The sequence below is a fragment of the Gynuella sunshinyii YC6258 genome (genome assembly GCF_000940805.1).
GTDB classification, from domain to species: Bacteria; Pseudomonadota; Gammaproteobacteria; order Pseudomonadales; family Natronospirillaceae; genus Gynuella; species Gynuella sunshinyii.
In genome coordinates, this window is record NZ_CP007142.1 from 3,382,487 (window position 1) to 3,400,079 (window position 17,593).

General features: G+C 45.2%; 19 protein-coding genes. 16 read left to right on the forward strand and 3 right to left on the reverse strand.

Annotated features, from left to right (window positions below; genetic code table 11):
• Positions 1-112: 112 nt before the first annotated feature.
• Positions 113-1,009 (reverse strand): dienelactone hydrolase family protein, encoded by an 897-nt coding sequence (locus YC6258_RS14640; protein WP_044617639.1) that lies wholly within the window; start codon positions 1,007-1,009, stop codon positions 113-115.
• Between the two features lie 164 nt (positions 1,010-1,173).
• Complete coding sequence (rne, locus tag YC6258_RS14645; protein ID WP_211264529.1) at positions 1,174-3,720, reverse strand: ribonuclease E; 2,547 nt, start codon at positions 3,718-3,720, stop codon at positions 1,174-1,176.
• A 561-nt stretch (positions 3,721-4,281) separates the two neighbouring features.
• On the opposite strand from rne, the gene rluC reads away from it, so the two are divergent.
• Both rluC and YC6258_RS14660 read left to right on the forward strand, forming a co-directional pair.
• Complete coding sequence (gene rluC, locus YC6258_RS14655) at positions 4,282-5,259, forward strand: 23S rRNA pseudouridine(955/2504/2580) synthase RluC (RefSeq protein WP_044617642.1); 978 nt, start codon at positions 4,282-4,284, stop codon at positions 5,257-5,259.
• Positions 5,260-5,349: 90 nt separating this feature from the next.
• A complete protein-coding gene (locus YC6258_RS14660) occupies positions 5,350-6,306 on the forward strand; it encodes a S49 family peptidase (protein WP_044620061.1) in 957 nt (318 codons plus the stop codon).
• Here YC6258_RS14660 and YC6258_RS14665 read toward each other — a convergent pair.
• A complete protein-coding gene (locus YC6258_RS14665; RefSeq protein ID WP_044617643.1) occupies positions 6,286-6,885 on the reverse strand; it encodes a Maf family protein in 600 nt (199 codons plus the stop codon). The two genes, YC6258_RS14660 and YC6258_RS14665, sit on opposite strands and share 21 nt — an antisense overlap.
• 186 nt (positions 6,886-7,071) lie before the next feature.
• Here YC6258_RS14665 and YC6258_RS28510 point away from each other — a divergent pair, with 186 nt between their 5' ends.
• The 14 genes from YC6258_RS28510 (at position 7,072) to YC6258_RS14735 (ending at position 17,573) form a co-directional block, all read left to right on the forward strand.
• The gene (locus tag YC6258_RS28510; RefSeq protein WP_169748978.1) at positions 7,072-7,497 is read left to right on the forward strand and encodes a YceD family protein; all 426 of its coding nucleotides are present in this window, start codon (positions 7,072-7,074) and stop codon (positions 7,495-7,497) included.
• A 21-nt stretch (positions 7,498-7,518) separates the two neighbouring features.
• Entirely contained in the window at positions 7,519-7,701 is a 183-nt protein-coding gene (gene rpmF, locus YC6258_RS14675) for a 50S ribosomal protein L32 (protein ID WP_044617645.1), read from the forward strand.
• A gap of 206 nt (positions 7,702-7,907) precedes the next feature.
• Entirely contained in the window at positions 7,908-8,843 is a 936-nt protein-coding gene (gene fabD, locus YC6258_RS14680) for an ACP S-malonyltransferase (protein WP_044617646.1), read from the forward strand.
• Position 8,844: 1 nt separating this feature from the next.
• Positions 8,845-9,588: a 3-oxoacyl-ACP reductase FabG gene (gene fabG, locus YC6258_RS14685; RefSeq protein ID WP_044617647.1), complete on the forward strand. Its 744-nt coding sequence runs from the start codon at positions 8,845-8,847 to the stop codon at positions 9,586-9,588.
• A gap of 108 nt (positions 9,589-9,696) precedes the next feature.
• Complete coding sequence (acpP, locus tag YC6258_RS14690; RefSeq protein WP_044617648.1) at positions 9,697-9,930, forward strand: acyl carrier protein; 234 nt, start codon at positions 9,697-9,699, stop codon at positions 9,928-9,930.
• Positions 9,931-10,020: 90 nt separating this feature from the next.
• The gene (fabF, locus tag YC6258_RS14695) at positions 10,021-11,259 is read left to right on the forward strand and encodes a beta-ketoacyl-ACP synthase II (protein ID WP_044617649.1); all 1,239 of its coding nucleotides are present in this window, start codon (positions 10,021-10,023) and stop codon (positions 11,257-11,259) included.
• Positions 11,260-11,292: 33 nt separating this feature from the next.
• Entirely contained in the window at positions 11,293-12,117 is an 825-nt protein-coding gene (pabC, locus tag YC6258_RS14700; protein WP_082070735.1) for an aminodeoxychorismate lyase, read from the forward strand.
• The gene (mltG, locus tag YC6258_RS14705; protein WP_044617651.1) at positions 12,111-13,145 is read left to right on the forward strand and encodes an endolytic transglycosylase MltG; all 1,035 of its coding nucleotides are present in this window, start codon (positions 12,111-12,113) and stop codon (positions 13,143-13,145) included. Before pabC ends, mltG begins: the two co-directional genes overlap by 7 nt.
• Positions 13,145-13,774 (forward strand): dTMP kinase, encoded by a 630-nt coding sequence (tmk, locus tag YC6258_RS14710; protein WP_044617652.1) that lies wholly within the window; start codon positions 13,145-13,147, stop codon positions 13,772-13,774. Before mltG ends, tmk begins: the two co-directional genes overlap by 1 nt.
• Positions 13,774-14,754, forward strand: a complete 981-nt coding sequence (gene holB, locus YC6258_RS27355; protein ID WP_052830303.1) for a DNA polymerase III subunit delta' — start codon at positions 13,774-13,776, stop codon at positions 14,752-14,754. The genes tmk and holB overlap by 1 nt, the downstream gene beginning before the upstream one ends.
• Before the next feature lie 18 nt (positions 14,755-14,772).
• Positions 14,773-15,120: a PilZ domain-containing protein gene (locus YC6258_RS14720; protein WP_044617653.1), complete on the forward strand. Its 348-nt coding sequence runs from the start codon at positions 14,773-14,775 to the stop codon at positions 15,118-15,120.
• A 144-nt stretch (positions 15,121-15,264) separates the two neighbouring features.
• Positions 15,265-15,864, forward strand: a complete 600-nt coding sequence (locus YC6258_RS14725) for a TetR/AcrR family transcriptional regulator (RefSeq protein WP_044617654.1) — start codon at positions 15,265-15,267, stop codon at positions 15,862-15,864.
• Positions 15,861-16,400 (forward strand): DUF1285 domain-containing protein, encoded by a 540-nt coding sequence (locus tag YC6258_RS14730; protein WP_044617655.1) that lies wholly within the window; start codon positions 15,861-15,863, stop codon positions 16,398-16,400. The genes YC6258_RS14725 and YC6258_RS14730 overlap by 4 nt, the downstream gene beginning before the upstream one ends.
• A 135-nt stretch (positions 16,401-16,535) precedes the next feature.
• Positions 16,536-17,573 carry a GGDEF domain-containing protein gene (locus tag YC6258_RS14735; protein ID WP_044617656.1) on the forward strand — a complete coding sequence of 346 codons (1,038 nt, stop codon included), beginning with the start codon at positions 16,536-16,538 and terminating at the stop codon, positions 17,571-17,573.
• Positions 17,574-17,593: the final 20 nt, after the last annotated feature.

Consider the following 17,593-nt stretch of genomic DNA (forward strand, 5'->3'; position numbering starts at 1 on the left):
TTGTGTTTGTGTTCTGTCGTTGAGGTGGCAGCTGATTGTTCTACGGTATAATTCTGTATATTCATTGTTACGTGTAATTTTTATCTGCTGCCGACTATAGTTGGACCTATTGTTATACAGATTTGTTTTGTGCTGTGAGGTGGTGGTTAAAAAAATCGATTGTTCTTGACCATGCCAGTTCAGCACTCTGTTCATCGTAGCGGGCTGTGGAGTCATTATGGAACCCATGGTTTACACCAGAGTACATATAGGCTTCATAAGGCACCTTATTTTTCTTTAATATCTCTTCATAGGATGGCCAGGTTGCATTTACGCGCTTGTCTAGTTCGGCAAAGTGCAGCAGTAAAGGACCTTTAACCTGGTTTACAATATTGTCATTGGCGGGAGTTCCGTAGAAAGGTGATATTGCATTCACTGTATCTGGAATTGTTGCGGCAATCATATTGCAAATATATCCGCCAAAACAAAAGCCTACTGCACCGACTTTTCCGTTACCTCTTTCATATTGTTTTAGGAATTGTGCCGAAGCTATGAAGTCCTGCTCAATTTTCATTTTATCCATAGAGCTTTGCATGCTTCGACCCTCATCATCATTACCGGGATAACCACCCAGAGGGAATAGTGCGTCCGGGGCGAGGGCAATAAAGCCTTTTTTGGCCAGTCTTCGGGCAACGTCTTTTATGTACGGATTTAGTCCCCGATTCTCATGTATGACCAGAACAGTGGGGGCGGGTTGTTCAAGCTTAGAGGGTAGAACCAAATAGCCACGACCAGTGCCATGTCCTTTGGGTGAATCAAAATTTTGATAACTTGCTGTAATATCCGGATCGTTAAAGGATATTTGTTCAGCTTGCGCATAGTTTGGTAGTAATGCTGCTGTAATGGTATTTGCAGTCAAGCCAGCCACCGCCAGCGTTGCAAGCCTGGATACAAACGTACGACGGTCAATGTCGCCATGGGCATATTCGTCGTACCAGTCAAAAGCAATTTGTGGAATCTTTGAATTCATTGTTCTTCTCTCCTGCGCTCTTATCTTTATCTGGTGAAAGAAACATCAGATAGGAAATCATCTTAGGGTAAGAAAAGTTTTCACCACAAGTGCATGAGCTCTTCAAGAAGGTCAGAGAGGTGTAAATTAAAAAGGGCTGCCATCGGGCAGCCCTTGGAGTGGAGTTATTCTTCCTGAATGCCGGGTCCGGTGGTATTTTTCTCCTCTTCGAGCATTCTTCGTTTTATTTCTCTTGGATCATTAAATGCTCGTTTTGGTGCTGAAGACTCATTATCCGGATCCTGAGGTTTCTCGGCCTCCGATTTATTGGTCTTTGTTTCTTGCGCCGGCTTTGGTTGGGTTGCCTCCTGGTTGGAAGGTTGTGTCTCAACCGTTGCTATGGCAGGTGCTTTTGTTTCTACAGGTTTTACTTCTGGAGCATCCGGCTGTTTGGCGGTGTTGTCAGTGCTGTTGGTAACTGGCTGGGCCTTAGTTTCTGGTTCAGCTTTTACTTCAGGGGTTGAGGTTTCAACACTGTTTTTCGTTGCTTTGAAATCAAAAACCTCTGGTGCAGAAGTTGTATCCTGAGGAGTGTTCTGAAGATTCTGAACTGGTGCATCAGGGTTTTGGCTGCTCTCGCTGGCGTTGGGTTGTTGTCTCTGTCGACGAGGTGCTTTACTGGATGAACTGCGTTTTTTGCGGTTGGACCCCTTTTCTTCATTAGCAACAGTACCGCGATTGTCGCGGTCAGGTCTGCGGTTACTCGGCTCTTTTTTGGGGGTGTTTTTCGCGGCCGAAGATGGCTGCTGTTCCGAATTATTGCTTGGTGTTGCCTTTGAACGACGTTCATCATCTCTGTTTTTTGGCGCACGTTCCGGTCTGGGTTTGTTAGTACGTGGTTTGTTTTTGCTGGCACTATTACCTTGGGTACGCTGAGATGGTGTTTTTCTGACGTCTTTTGCTTGTCTGGATCTACTAGTATTTTGGGGCTCAGATTGAACTGATTCGGTGGTTTTTGAGGTACCGCCAAATATCCCGGCAATGCTGCCGATCAGGCTTCCAAGCAAGCTTTTCTTTTGTTCATCGCTCTGTTGCTGTATCTCGCGGGATGGTGGCTGAGGAGCTGGTGAACTTGGTGTGGCGATTGTACTAATGGCCGGTTTTTCTGCTGGTTTATGTGAATGTTCTTCTTTGTCTGTATCTCCAGCGTCGACTTCGGTGAGCTGAATGGCGAAGCTTGGTTCTGCAGATGTGATCAGTTCGCTGTCGTCTCTAACTCTGATGACTTCATAATGAGGAGTCTCCAATGCTGCATTGGGGATGATCAATACCTGAGCTTTGGTACGGGCTTCAATATCACCAATGGCTTTTCTTTTCTCATTCAGCAGAAATGTTGCAACTGAAATTGGTAATATTGCGCGTATTTGTGCAGTTCTTTCTTTCAGGCTTTCTTCTTCGACGAGACGTAAAATTGCCAGTGCCAAAGATTTAACATCCCGTATGACTCCCTGGCCATTACAGCGAGGGCAGACGTGTCCACTTGTTTCCTCAAGAGATGGTCTGAGTCGTTGACGTGACATTTCAAGCAGGCCGAATCTTGAAATACGGCCAACCTGAACCCTGGCCCGATCCGACTCGGTGGCATCTTTAAGTTTGTTTTCGACTTCCCTTTGGTTTTTGGGGTTATTCATGTCGATAAAATCGATGACAATTAATCCGCCCATATCGCGCAGACGTAATTGTCTGGCTATTTCCTCAGCAGCTTCGATATTTGTGTTCAGGGCAGTTTCTTCAATATCCACCCCTTTAGTTGCTCTGGAGGAGTTGATATCGATAGATACCAGTGCTTCAGTTGGATCGATAACAATGGAGCCACCTGAAGGGAGCTTCACTTCCCGCTGGAAGGCAGTTTCTATCTGGGTTTCAATCTGGTAACGGTTGAACAAAGGAACCGATTCTGAATAGAGTTTGATCTTAGGAAGATAGGAAGGCATTACCTTCTGGACAAAGTCTATTGCATAATCATAAACGGCTTTGTTATCGATCAATACTTCGCCAATATCCTGGCGAAGGTAATCTCTAATCGCACGAATAATGACATTTGATTCCTGAAGGATCAGAAAAGGAGCTTCGCGCTCTTTGGACACTCCCGTGATGCTTTCCCAGAGCTGTAGCAAATAATCCAGGTCCCATTGAAGCTCTTCAGAACTACGCCCGATTCCGGCTGTACGAACAATGATGCCCATGCCTTCCGGCACATTAACACCTTGGAGGGCTTCGCGGAGTTGAGCACGGTCTTCACCTTCTATGCGCCTTGATATTCCACCCGCTTTTGGATTGTTGGGCATCAATACGAGATAACGACCAGCCAGACTGATCATTGATGTCAGGGCTGCTCCTTTGTTGCCTCTTTCTTCCTTATCAACCTGGACAATGATTTCTGTGCCTTCCTTCAAAACATCTTTTATGTTGATGCGTCCGGAAACGTTTGGATCAATGAAGTATTCGCGGGAGATTTCTTTGAGAGGGAGAAATCCATGTCTCTCTGAGCCGTAATCCACAAAAGCTGCTTCAAGACTGGGCTCTATTCTGGTTATTTTTCCTTTATATATATTGGCTTTTTTTTGTTCGCGGAATCCGCTTTCTATATCGAGGTCATATAATTTCTGGCCATCCACCAGTGCAACTCGGATTTCCTCGGATTGAGTTGCGTTAATCAACATTCTTTTCATGCTGTTGATATGCTCTTAATCATGTCAAAGTCATGAAAAGCAAGAAACCAGATAGCTTTATTACCTGCTCTTGTACTACAAAATTGTCTCTGAGAAGGGGATATATGTTAAGCCCCGCTCTATTCTGGCTTCGTACTATAGTAACTAGCCGTGCAAACAGAAGCAGTTGGCTTCCATTTTTATTGTAATACCGGGCAGTCATATGGACTGCCAGCATCTAATAATCTGGTTTAGTGCTTTTCTTCTAAGTTAGCTGGTAAGCATCTGATCTACTGTATTCAGATACTATCAATCCGTTTTTTCGTACAGTCAGCCTTCGGTAGTCTTGAATTCTTCTCTAGTGATTTCAGGATAGGCCTGTGATCAAGTTTAGGCTAAATCGTGTGCTGTACGTTTGATTTGCGATGTTTAAAAAAAGCGCCGTGTTCTTTGTAGCGACTCATCTGCTAAACCTTTAAGGATGTTCGGTCATGTAGGACCAGATGCTCTCCTCAGCATATTTGCCCTATATGGGCTAAAGGAATATAGCAGTTAAGTTACAGTGCTTCAATCAATGAAGAAATGTTAATATTGGCATGCATAATTTGTAGCGGAGCATACCCATTGTCAGGAGTTCAGTTTATTACTGTTCAGGAGGATCGAGCTGGTCAGAGGCTCGACAATTTTTTGTTATCACAGTTAAAAGGAGTTCCTAAAAGTTGGGTTTATCGTGTTATTAGAAAAGGAGAGGTCAGGGTTAATCGTAAGCGGTGCAAACCGTTGCAAACTTTGATGGCCGGTGATTTGATTCGGATTCCGCCGGTCAGAACGTCAGAAGCCAGGGCGCCAGTTGTGATAAAGCCGGAATTTGCCAGTTCTCTGGAATCCCGGATTTTGTTCGAAGACGATGGGATGCTGATAATCAATAAACCATATGGTATGGCTGTGCATGGTGGAAGTGGTGTATCTCTGGGGTTAATTGAAGCTTTAAGAGCAGCCAGACCAGACGCGCATTTCCTCGAATTGGTTCATCGACTGGATAAAGATACCTCCGGATGCCTGATGGTTGCGAAGAAAAGAAGTTTTTTGAAGCAACTTCAGCAGGCAATCAAAGATAAACAGGTTGCCAAAATTTATCAGTGTCTGGTGGTTGGGGAGTGGCCGGAGGATATCACCAGGGTGACTGCGCCTTTGTTAAAGCTGAGCCGCCAGTCTGGAGAGCGTTATGTTAAGGTCAGTGTTGAAGGAAAGCCTTGTTTGACGACGTTTGAGGTATTGCAGCGTTATCGTGGCTATACCTTGTTAAAGGCTTCGCCCGTTACCGGTCGCACGCATCAGATAAGAGTGCACTGTCAGTTTAATCGTTGCCCGATTGTTGGTGATGATAAGTATTGTTCTGAGGCTGACTTGGAGTTGGCCAACAGGACTGGGTTGGACCGGCTGTTTTTGCATGCTATCAGGCTGGAGTTGACTCATCCTTTGTCGAATGAGCAAATTATGGTTGATGCTGACCCGGGTGATAAATGGTATGCAGGATTGGAATTGTTGGAGCAGCTCTGACACATTGTCATAGCAACTTAATATTTTTGCTTTTTAAGGGGAAATGGTTTGAATCAGTGGGATGAAGCGGAAACTGCAGAAGGTAAGGTCATGCAGAAGCAACAGGAGTTAGAGCAAAAGCAGTGGGTGCTGTTGGAAAAAGCGGTTCTGGCGAGTACTAAGGAGGCCCGTAAAAGTCGGATATGGGGGATCTTCTTTAAGCTGCTGACTTTTGGTTATTTGATTGCGGTTCTGGCTATCTATTTGCAACAGAGCAATTTAAATGGGGTTTCCGCTAGTACAGGTGGGCATGTAGCGGTCGTTCAGGTAAGGGGAGAAATTGCATCGGATTCTGAGGCTTCCGCCGATAACATCATTTCTGGCTTGCGGGCAGCTTTTGATCACCCGGATACTAAGGTTGTTGTATTAAAGATCAACAGTCCAGGTGGCAGCCCTGTTCAGTCCGGGTATGTTTATGATGAAGTCATGCGCCTGAAAGCGTTGCACTCCGATGTCCCGGTATATGCCGTAATTTCTGATACCGGGGCGAGTGGGGCGTACTACATTGCTGCGGCAGCCGACTATATATATGCGGATAAGGCGAGTATTGTCGGCTCCATTGGTGTTACGGCGGTGAGTTTTGGCTTTCCTGAGGCGATGCAGAAGTTGGGGGTGGAACGTCGCCAGTTTACGTCTGGAGAGCATAAAGCCTTTCTTGACGCTTTTGCTCCGCTTAAAGAGGATGAAAAAAAGCTGTTTGAGGCATTGCTGAACAATGTGCATCAGCAGTTTATCGCGGCCGTTAAGCAAGGGCGTGGCGAGCGCTTGAAAGATGATCCAAATATGTTTTCGGGATTGTTCTGGAGTGGGGAGCAGGCTCTTGAGCTTGGGTTGATCGATGGACTTAAGACGACTAGTCAGGTCGCCAGGGAAGCGGGTTATGAAAAGATTATCGATTTTTCACCCAAGCCTAACCCCTTTGATCAATTTGCTGAGAAGTTTGGTGTGTCTATTGGTAAGGGAGCGGCTCAGGTGCTTGGTATGGACTCAGGCGTTGCTTTGAAGTAATAGCGGATTTGAGTTTTCAAAGCCCAGAAATTCAACCAGCCTGATCATGGGCAAGCCAATCAGGCTGGTTGGATCGTCAGAATGAATATTCTCTGTCAGACATATCCCCAGACTTTCACTCATGAAGCTGCCAGCGCATTGTGATGGATCTTCCATGTTCAGATAATTTTCAATCATTGCGTCTGAGAGATGCCTGAAGCGCACTGTTGTAGTCACGATGTCGCTGTAGCTAATGCCCGTTGCGCTGTTCAATACACAAAGGCCGGTGTAGAAAAAGACAGTTTTACCTGACTGTTGTCTTAGTTGGCTTGCAGCATTGGTCAGATTACCGGGTTTGCCAATAGGATGTATTTGGTCAATTGTGGCTACCTGGTCACTGCCGATGATCAAGTGATCTGGATAGTCAGAAGCCAGGCTTCTGGCTTTTTCTTCCGCCAGTCTAAGGGCCTGATGATTAGGAGATTCCCCTGGCAGTTGTGTTTCATCGCATGAAGGGGCGGCCTGAATAAATGCTAAGTTGATTCGTTTCAGAAGCTCGGCCCGATAGCTCGAGGTGGAGGCAAGAATTATATTGGTCATATTTTTTGCTTAAATAATGCTCTTTTAAGTGATAAAGGCTTTGACACTACCCGGGTGCATCAATATTATACCGCGCCTATGTCAACACCGGTGCTTCCAAAGTTGTATGAACCTTATCGTTTGGCTGATAAAGATGTCAGTTACGAGGGTTCTGTCGCCTTAGATTCTTTCGAAAGATTCACGAAGATGTTGGAGTCTAGTGAGGGAGTTCTCTCCGTCAAGCTTCATTTTTTTGTGGATGAGGAAGGGATCAGGCAATTAGAGGGCTGTGCTCAAACCACGGTCACGCTTATTTGTCAGCGATGCCTGGAGCCTATGGAGTATAACGTAGAGGCTGACTTTAGTGTCAGTTTTGCGTTCCATGAGGATATGGCTCGCAGTATGACAGGACGGTATGATCCAATTGTACTGAGTCCCGATAAGCGAGTGAGTTTGGTGGAGCTGATTGAAGATGACTTATTGTTAAGTCTGCCAATGTTCTCCAGTCATTCTGATGGTGAGTGCCAGGTTAAAACCGTATATGCAGATCAGAACCGTGCCGTAGAGGCTGGTAATGATCAGAAAAAAAGTAACCCTTTCAGTGTTCTGGCTAATCTAAAAAAACCAGAATGATATAACAGGAGACTTGTTAAAATGGCTGTTCAACAGAACAAAAAAACTCGTTCTCGTCGTGACATGCGCCGTTCTCATGACGCATTAACCGCAAGAGCGTTGTCTGTAGATTCTACAACTGGTGAAACTCATCTGCGTCATCATGTATCGCCTGAAGGTTTTTACCGTGGGCGCAAGGTGATCGCTGACAAGAGCGAAGCGTAAGGCTCGCGTGCCTGTTGGAATAAAGTGAACAAATAATAGAAAGGGAGCGCTGGCTCCCTTTTTTATTTGCTCGGTATATTTTTAACTTTTATTCATGACTGGATATTATTAAGTCTCCGATCTCATAAATGTTTCAACTTCACCTTGGTTTATCGAAGAAAACTTTTAACAATAATGACAGCGCAACAATATAAGACTTTAAAAATATGACCAAAATAGCATTTGTATTCCCCGGACAGGGTTCTCAGCACGTTGGTATGCTGGCTCAATTGGCTGAATCAGAAAGTCTGATTCATTCAACCTATGATGAGGCTTCAACGGTGTTGGGGTATGACTTATGGCAGCTGGTGCAAAGTGGCCCCGAAGAGTTATTGAATCAGACGGACAAGACTCAGCCTTCTCTGCTAGTGGCAAGTGTTGCTCTATGGAGAATCTGGCAAGCCAAACATGGTACGGCGCCTTTGTTTATGAGTGGACACAGTTTGGGGGAGTACAGTGCTCTGGTTTGTGCTGGTGCTTTAAGTTTTGCTGATGCTGTGAGCCTGGTTGAGCTGAGAGGTCAGTTTATGCAGTCTGCTGTTCCTGTGGGAGCGGGTGCGATGGCTGCAATTATTGGTCTGGATGATAGTGTCATTCTCGATGCGTGTGCTGAGGCTTCCGAGGGGTTGGTGGTTGAGGCCGTTAATTTTAATTCACCGGGTCAGGTGGTGATTGCTGGTCAGAAAGAAGCGGTTGATCGTGCGATGCAGATTTGTAAAGACCGTGGAGCAAAAAGGGCTTTGCCTTTGTCTGTCAGTGCTCCTTCTCATTGTCAGTTAATGAAACCAGCAGCTGAGCAGTTAGCTGGAAAGCTGGAGTCTATCTCGATCTCCGTTCCCGAGATTCCAGTGGTACAAAATGTGTGTGCTGCAGTGGAAAGTGATCCGGAAAAAATAAAGGCCAACCTGGTTGAGCAATTATTCAAACCAGTATTGTGGGTCGACTGTGTGACTTATATGGTTTCACAGGGGGTCGAAGCCACCATTGAATGTGGACCAGGAAAAGTTCTTTCTGGATTAAACAAAAGAATTCATAAGCCGCTGCAGACTTTGGCAATTAATGATGTCACTGGTATTGAAGCGGCTTTAAAGCTTGGGGAATGATATGAGTCTTGAAGGCAAGATCACTTTAGTCACAGGTGCCAGTCGTGGTATTGGCAAGGCTATAGCCTTAAGCCTTGGTGGTAAAGGTGCTGTAGTGTTGGGTACTGCCACCAGCGAAGCGGGAGCGGAAAATATATCCGTTTATTTGCGGGAATCTGGCATTCAAGGAAAAGGGTATTGTCTGGATGTTGCTGATCAGGAATCTGTGGCTGCTGTTTTTAAACAGATAAAAGAAGAATTTGGTGATGTTACTGTTTTGGTGAATAATGCCGGCGTTACCAAAGATAATCTGATGCTGCGAATGAAGGCTGACGAGTGGGATCAGGTCATTAATACCAATTTATCCAGTATCTTTCGAACCAGTAAGGCTGCATTGAAAGGTATGACCAAGGCTCGTTGGGGAAGAATTATTAATATCAGTTCGGTCATCGGTTCAATGGGGAATGCAGGTCAAGCCAACTATGCAGCGGCAAAGGCAGGTATTGAAGGGTTTACCCGTTCGTTGGCAAAAGAAGTTGGTTCCAGAGCGATTACTGTAAATGCTGTTGCTCCTGGTTTTATCCAAACTGATATGACCCATGAGTTACCTGAAGAGCAAAAACAGGCACTCCTGCAGCAGGTGCCGCTGGCCCGTTTGGGAGAGGCTTCAGAGATTGCTGAAGTCGTTGGTTTTTTGGCCAGCGATGGTGCTTCATACGTCACCGGTGAGACGATACACGTCAACGGTGGCATGTACATGGGATAACGATTTATTGAGGCGGGATACAGTTCTTGCTTAATCGAAGTTCCTTTTAATAAACTAGCATGCACTTTTAACCAGTGCTAACAAGACACACACTTAGGGAGTGGAAACATGAGCTCAGTAGAAGAACGCGTAAAAAAGATTGTTTGCGAGCAGTTAGGGGCTAAAGAAGAAGATGTAGTACCACAGGCTTCTTTTGTAGACGATCTGGGCGCTGACTCTCTGGATACAGTCGAACTGGTAATGGCTTTGGAAGAAGAATTTGAAACTGAAATTCCTGATGAAGAAGCAGAAAAATTGACGACTGTTCAAGACGCTATCGATTACGTACTGGCCAACCAGTAATCGTTAGTTTTCTTTTCGGATATTAAAAAGCCGTATAACAGGATCCTGTCATACGGCTTTTTTGTTGTGGGCTTTTGGGAGATTAGTTGAATGAGTCAAAGACGAGTAGTTGTCACTGGACTGGGAATGCTTACTCCATTGGGTAATACAGTAAAAGATTCCTGGGACGGTATTTTGGCTGGTAAAAGTGGAATCAATACGATTGAACACTTTGATGCTTCCGGGTTTTCAACTCAGTTTTGTGGTGTAGTTAAAAATTTTGATCCGGCTGAATACATTGACAAGAAAGACATCAAAAAAATGGATGTCTTTGTGCAGTATGGTATGGCTGCCGCGATTCAGGCAATTACTGATTCCGGGTTGGAAGTAACCGAAAGTAATGCGCATAGAATTGGTATGGCATTGGGTAGCGGTATTGGTGGTTTGGCAGGTATTGAGGCCAGTCATCAGACCTTGGTGGATAAAGGGCCAAAACGGGTTTCACCTTTTTTTATCCCATCTTCCATCATTAATATGATTTCCGGTAATGTGTCCATTCGCTATGGAATGAAAGGGCCAAATATTGCAATTGTAACAGCATGTACGACCGGAACCCATAACATCGGCTATGCGGCCAGAACGATTGCCTACGGTGATGCTGACGTTATGATTGCTGGTGGTGCAGAGAACGCCTCTACTCCGTTAGGGATTGGTGGGTTTGCTGCCTCGCGAGCTTTGTCTCAGCGCAATGATAATCCCCAGGCAGCCAGTCGTCCTTGGGATAGGGATCGTGATGGTTTTGTATTGGCAGACGGTGCAGGGGTTTTGGTTCTTGAAGAGTATGAACATGCAAAAGCCCGCGGTGCGAATATTTATGCTGAGCTGAGTGGTTTTGGTATGAGTGGGGATGCCTATCATATGACCTCACCGCCAGAAGATGGTGCTGGAGCTGCAATGTCAATGCGTAATGCAATGATAGATGCAAAATTGAACCCGGCAGATGTTCAGTATATAAATGCACACGGTACATCTACCAGCGTGGGAGATGCAGCAGAATCTAGAGCCGCGAAGTCTATCTATGGTGCAGATTCAGATAAGATTCTGATGAGCTCGACTAAATCGATGATTGGCCATTTATTGGGAGCTGCAGGTGCTGTTGAGGCAATTTTTAGCGTACTGGCTATTCGGGATCAGGTTGCACCGCCGACGATTAATTTGGATAACCCTGGAGAAGGGTGTGATCTGGATTATGTTGCCAATGAGGCTCGAAATGTGAAAATTTCTCATACGTTGTCCAACTCTTTTGGGTTTGGTGGAACGAATGGGAGTTTGATATTCAGCAAAATATAAGTATCACTAAGCCGGTGCCAGCCGGCTTTTTTTATGCAAATTTTCACTAATTACAATGCTCATAGTTCTCTGGACTTGCCCTCTCGCATGGCATACGGAGACGGAATTTTTGAAACTATTCGGGTTGATAGTGGACGCGTTGCGTTTCTGCAGACTCACTTGGCTCGTTTAAAGGAAAGCGCGGTTTTTTTTCAGCTTTTGCCAAAAGATTTCAACTGGGCAGAGTTTTGTCGTGAGCTTGATAACGTTATCGAAAAGATTCACGACGGTGTTCTGAAAATTATTCTGGTTAGAAAATATCAAGGTAGGGGTTATCGCTATACGACCGACGCTGGCAGTGAAATTATCATGGAGTGTTATGGCGGAAAAATTCCGTTCGGATGGCAACTTGATCCTGCTGATATAGGGATTTGTTCTACTCCCTGCTCCATCAATTCAATGCTGGCCGGACATAAGCATCTCAATAGAATGGACTCGGTTTTGGCCTCAGGGGAGGTTCAGGAAAAAGGATGGGATGACGGGTTGATGTGTTGCCAGACACAGGTGATTGAGGCAACCGCTGCTAACGTATTTGTGGTACAGAAAAACAGTATTTTAACCCCTGAAATATCGGTGGCTGGTGTGAATGGGGTTGTTCGCAGGATCTTAGTGAGTGAGCCGAGTTTGCCAGTCAGAGAGGTTCCCCAATTGACGCTCTCTGACTGTCAGAATGCACAAGCTTTGTTTTTGACCAATGCAGCCAAAATAGTATGGCCAGTGAACTCATTAACGGTTAATGGAAGAATTATTCGCTACGATCTGACCAATCCAACATTGGAGCGTGTTATCAGCGATTTTAGAAATAGGTTGTCATGTTGAAAAAAGTTTTGTTGTCTTTTGTTGCGTTGTTAATTACCGGATCAGTTTTTATGGCTGGTGCGGTCATTTATTTTGCAAATGAACTGAATCTGCCCATTCAACTCCAGCAAGAGCGAGTGATTCAGGTTGCTCGTGGGAGCAGTTTGTCAAAAGTCATTTATCAGCTGGCAGCTGATGACATTGTTGTTCACCCCAGACCGCTCATTTTTTATGCGCGCTATAATCATCTCACCAATATCAAGGCTGGAGAATTCCTGGTGACTCCGGGCATGACCAATGTCGAATTATTGCATCATTTTGTAAGTGGTGAGGTCATTAATTATCGAGTTACACTGGTGGAAGGCAAAACGTTCAAGGATTATCTGAGTTTATTGCAAGCACAAGATAAGCTAGAGCATAAAACAGTTGGATTGACTCCCGAGGAGGTCTCGAAAAAGATTGGGCTGACTCAGTTTTATGAAGGCTGGTTTGCGCCAGAGACATATACTTATCAACATGGTATGTCGGATCTGGATATTCTCCAGATGGCATATGAGCGTCAGCAAAAGCTGCTGGCAGAGGCCTGGGCGCAAAAGAAAGATGGTATTCCTGTGAAGTCTCCCTATGAGGCGCTGATAATGGCCTCGCTGATAGAAAAGGAGACCGGCGCTGTTCATGAACGACCACTGATCTCCGGTGTGTTGTCGCGTCGTTTGCAGAAAGGTATGCGTTTACAGTCTGATCCTACAACGATTTATGGTATGGGGGATCGATATAAAGGCAATTTACGACTTAAGGATCTGCAAGAGGATAACCCTTACAACACCTATAGAATCAAAGGATTGCCACCTACGCCTATAGCCAATCCCGGTTGGGATGCAATTTTGTCGGCAGTGCAGCCGGCAGATGGCAAAGCTCTTTATTTTGTTGCTAAAGGTGATGGAACTCATCAGTTTTCTGATACATTGGTTGAGCACAATGAGGCTGTTCGCAAATATCAGATATTTAAGCGACGTAAAGACTATCAATCAGCACCAGGTCAGAATTAATGACAACAGCACAGTTTATTACGCTGGAGGGCGTTGAAGGGGTTGGTAAAAGTACTAATCTGGAGTTTATATGCAGCTGGCTGACTGGTCATAATATTGACTATATTGTCACCCGGGAGCCGGGTGGTACACCCTTGGCTGAAGAGCTTAGAAATATGGTTTTATCGCATCGTGATGAAATGGTCGATGCCCAGGCCGAATTATTGATGGTATTTGCAGCAAGAGCTCAGCATCTGAACACGTTTATTAAGCCACACCTGGCTAAAGGAACATGGGTAATATCCGATCGCTTCACTGATGCGTCTTTTGCCTATCAGGGGGCCGGTAGGGGGATATCTATTCAGGACATTCTGTCCCTCGAGCAGTTGGTCCAAAAGGGGTTTCAACCTGACTTAACGATTTACCTGGATTGTCCTCCTGAGATTGGGCTTGCGAGGGCTTGTCAGCGCGCAGAGCTCGATAGAATAGAGCGAGAGGATATTGCTTTTTTTGAGCGTGTGCGGGCTGCTTATCTGGAAAGAGCGGCAGAGTATCCGGATCGTTTCGAAATAGTCGATGCATCTGTGGATTTGCCGCAGGTTCAGGGTCAGATTAGCCACTTGTTGCAAAGAAGATACGGTTCGCATTGATGGAATTCCCTTTATGGTTTGAACCTGTTTATCGAGCCCAATTGCAGAGGTTCACGCAGCAAAAATTACCTCATGCGATACTTCTGAGTGGTGGCCGTGAAAGTGGTGCTGAAATATTGGCAGACCGGTTGGCCGAAAGAATATTGTGCCAACGGGACAGTCAGTTTTCATGTGGTCAATGCAAGTCTTGCTTGTTGGTGGGGGCTGGAAGTCACCCTGACTACCTCTCTGTCAGAGTGGATGAGGGGGCTTCACAGATAAAAGTTGACCGAATTCGTACGTTGATTGAGTTTTCTCAGGCAACCGCTCAGGTGGGGCGGTATAAGGTCATTGTGATTCATGAATGCCATAAAATGAATCTGGCTTCTGCTAATGCACTGCTTAAAGTGCTGGAAGAGCCGCCATCGAACACTTTCCTGATACTGCAGACTGATTCTGCGGAAATGTTGTTGCCGACTATTCGTAGTCGTTGCTCCGTAGTGCCTGTGCCCGTCGCCAGTAAAGAGCAAGCCGCAGAATGGTTGCACCAAAATAACTTTGCTGATGATCATGCGGAGTTGTTGCTGGAAATTTGCTCGCATAATCCATTTAGGGTTCTACGACTGAAGCAACAGGATGCATTTACCGTTCGTGAGGCAATGGTCAATGGTTTGAATCAGTTGGCGAAAGGGGTGGTATCACCTGTGGAGTTGGCCCGCAGCTGGTCAAAATTCAACGGTGAAGTTCTTTATGACTGGCTTAATCTATGGGTTGTCCAATTAAGCTGCTTTGTTGGTTCTGGCGGTCATCGTCCAATTATGGACCCAGATATGGCAAAGTTTCTTAAATACACCGCGAAAAAAGCGGATGCTCCAAGCATCTTTGCATTTGCAGACTATATTTTAGAATGTGTTTCGGTATTTAGATCACAACAAAACCTTAACCTGCAATTGATGGTTGAGAATACTCTTATACGGTGGCACGATCTTTTAACTGCTTGATTATATGGTAAGAATTGAATGAATATTCCGGGTGCGCGAAGTGGTATTTTATCTCTGACGATGAAAGATAAGGCGGTTTTGTACGCAGCCTATATGCCTTTTATTATCGGAGGGGGGCTATTCATTGCCACGAATAAGAAGTTTAGTCTGGGAGATGATGTCTTTCTGTTGCTCAATCTGATGGAAGAGCCGGAAAAAATACCTGTTGCAGGTAAGGTGATTTGGATTACTCCGCGTGGAGCGCAGGGAAACAGGGCGACAGGTATTGGAGTTCAGTTTGATAAAAAAAGTTCGTTGGCGAAAGATAAGATTGAAACTTACCTCGCAGGCGCGTTAAGCTCGGAGAAGCCGACTCATACGATGTAAGCAAGAGTGTACAATCGTATTGGTTTCTGAAAGAGTTTGCGATCAGCTCATGAAATACGGTTGTCTTGTTGATGGATAATAGCGGTCGTTATCCGTAGAGTTGGCTGGTGGTAAATACATTCACAGCTAGCGTGGAAAGAGGACATGCTAACACCTAATGTAAAAGCCCAGACCAACGACCCCAGAGAGTTTCAGCTTCTAAATACGGCTCTCAATCTGTTTATTCGTGTTGGAATTGAAAAAGTGAATCTCCAGCACATCATTAAGTCTGCTGCTCAAAGTAAAAGCACCTTCTACCGTTTTTTTGAGTCAAAAAATGATCTGATGGCCAGCTTATTGCTGGCGAATGAAATGGAGCTATCAGATCTTCTAAATACTCATTCTGATCCTAGAAAGCTCATTGATGCTTATATCCGTTTTCGACTCCAAAGTTTTGATAAATACATTGTTATCACTGAGATCGAACGGTTACTCGAGGAGCAGGGGTGTCAATTAGAAAGATTTTTAGCATGGAAGAGGCTTCGTAGTGTTCAGGTCGATATGATCAGCCGGACGTTGTCCAGTCAGAAATTGGATAAGCGGGGAGGTGAGAGTCCACGCTATTATTATGCGCTGATATGGGCTCTGATTCATGGTACTTCACACTTGTCCCATAATGCTTTCTTTCATCAGCTGGTCGAGGATCGCCGCGGGTTTACCAGGTTTTTGTCAGATGCAACGAACGGTATGTTTGGTAATTTATGAAACTTGACGATATTGCCACTCATCTCGCAGATCATAAGGTGCCGCCTGTGCATTTATGGCATCCAAGACATTGTGGTGAAATAGACATTCGTATCGATCGCAATGGACGTTGGTTCCACGAAGGAGAAGAGATACTGCGTGTTGCTTTGGTCAGGTTATTTTCGTCTGTTCTATGGAACGAGAATGGGGATTTTTATCTTAAGACTCCGGTAGAACAAATGAAAATCCAGGTTGAGTTGGAGCCTATTCTTATTGTCGATGCTGAAGAGCGTGCAGATGGCTGGCATTTCCGGACTCAGTTTGATGAGGACATTCGATTGGGAGCTGAACACCCTTTGGAGATGTGCGAGCGTAACGGGGAACAATATCCGCGGATTAAGGTTCGATATGATCTGTGGGGAATGCTGGAACGTAATTTGTTTTATCAGTTGATTGATCTTGCGCTATCCGTTGATTCAGAGGATGGTCATCTCACTGAATTGTTTTTGGTTCATGGTGACGATAAGTGGAGTCTGGGTTCTTTCGAGAACACCTGATTATTTGACGTGAACATATATTGATTAAGATGGCCAGTACTGGGTGCCTGGTAATGCATCATGGTTGGTTCGGTATTCCTGATATTAGGTGTACAGACGCTCTATTTGAATTTTTGCAGTATTTAGAGGCTCACTATGATCGTTAGTTTAGAGCAGAGTCAGCAGCATCGCAGGGATGTTTTGAGGCTGCTGCTATGGATTACTTTTATCGGCGGCTGCCTGTTCAGTGCTGTGAATGTTATCCGCGGGTTATGGTGGTTGGCGGGTCTGGAGATTGTCTACGGTTTGTTCTCCCTGGCGTTGATCAGAATTATCCGAACAACGGCTCATATTCGGGTATGGACTCTGGCTTATCTGATTCCCTTCTTCAGCATCATGATGTATGCATTGTATATTCCCAATACGTCATCGAGCACATTTGTCTGGATTTTGACGATACCTGTTCTCAGTTATCTCTTGTTGGGGCGTAAGGTTGGATTCTGGTCTTCACTGGTTTTTGTAGTTGTAGGCATCGTGATATATCACTTTCGATTTATGACTGGCGATTTCCCTTTGAATGTGGCGACGACTCTGAATATTACGTTGAGCTCCATCGCGATGATGAGTTTTGCCCACATATACGAACGTAATCGGGAAATGAATGAGGAACGTTTGCTTGATCTGGCGGGAACGGACCGGTTGACCGGTCTGGCTAATCGTATGAAGCTGGTGGAATCCTTTGCCCGGTTAAGTGCGCTTGCCAGTCGCAATCAGGTCCCATTGGCAGTTGCATTGGTTGATCTTGATTTCTTCAAAAGAATAAATGATCAGTATGGTCATGGGGTTGGGGATGAAACACTTTGTCATTCAGCTGAGCTACTTAAATCCGGGACCAAAACGACTGATATGTTAGCCAGGCTCGGCGGTGAGGAGTTCGCTCTGATAATGCTGTCTGCCACTGGCTTGAATGCAGTTGATCATCTTGAAGAAATCCGGCAATTGTTTCATAAGCATCCAATGTGGGTGAGTGGTCAAAAGATTCCAATAACGTTTAGTGCCGGTGTTGCAGAACTCAATGTGGATGGGGTCGATCTCGATACTTTGCTGTCTAAGGCCGATGGTCGGTTATATCTGGCTAAACGCAGTGGTCGGGATTGTGTTGTATCGGTTGATGAAGTTTACGCAGGCAGTTGAATAGATCGCAACTGCCTGTT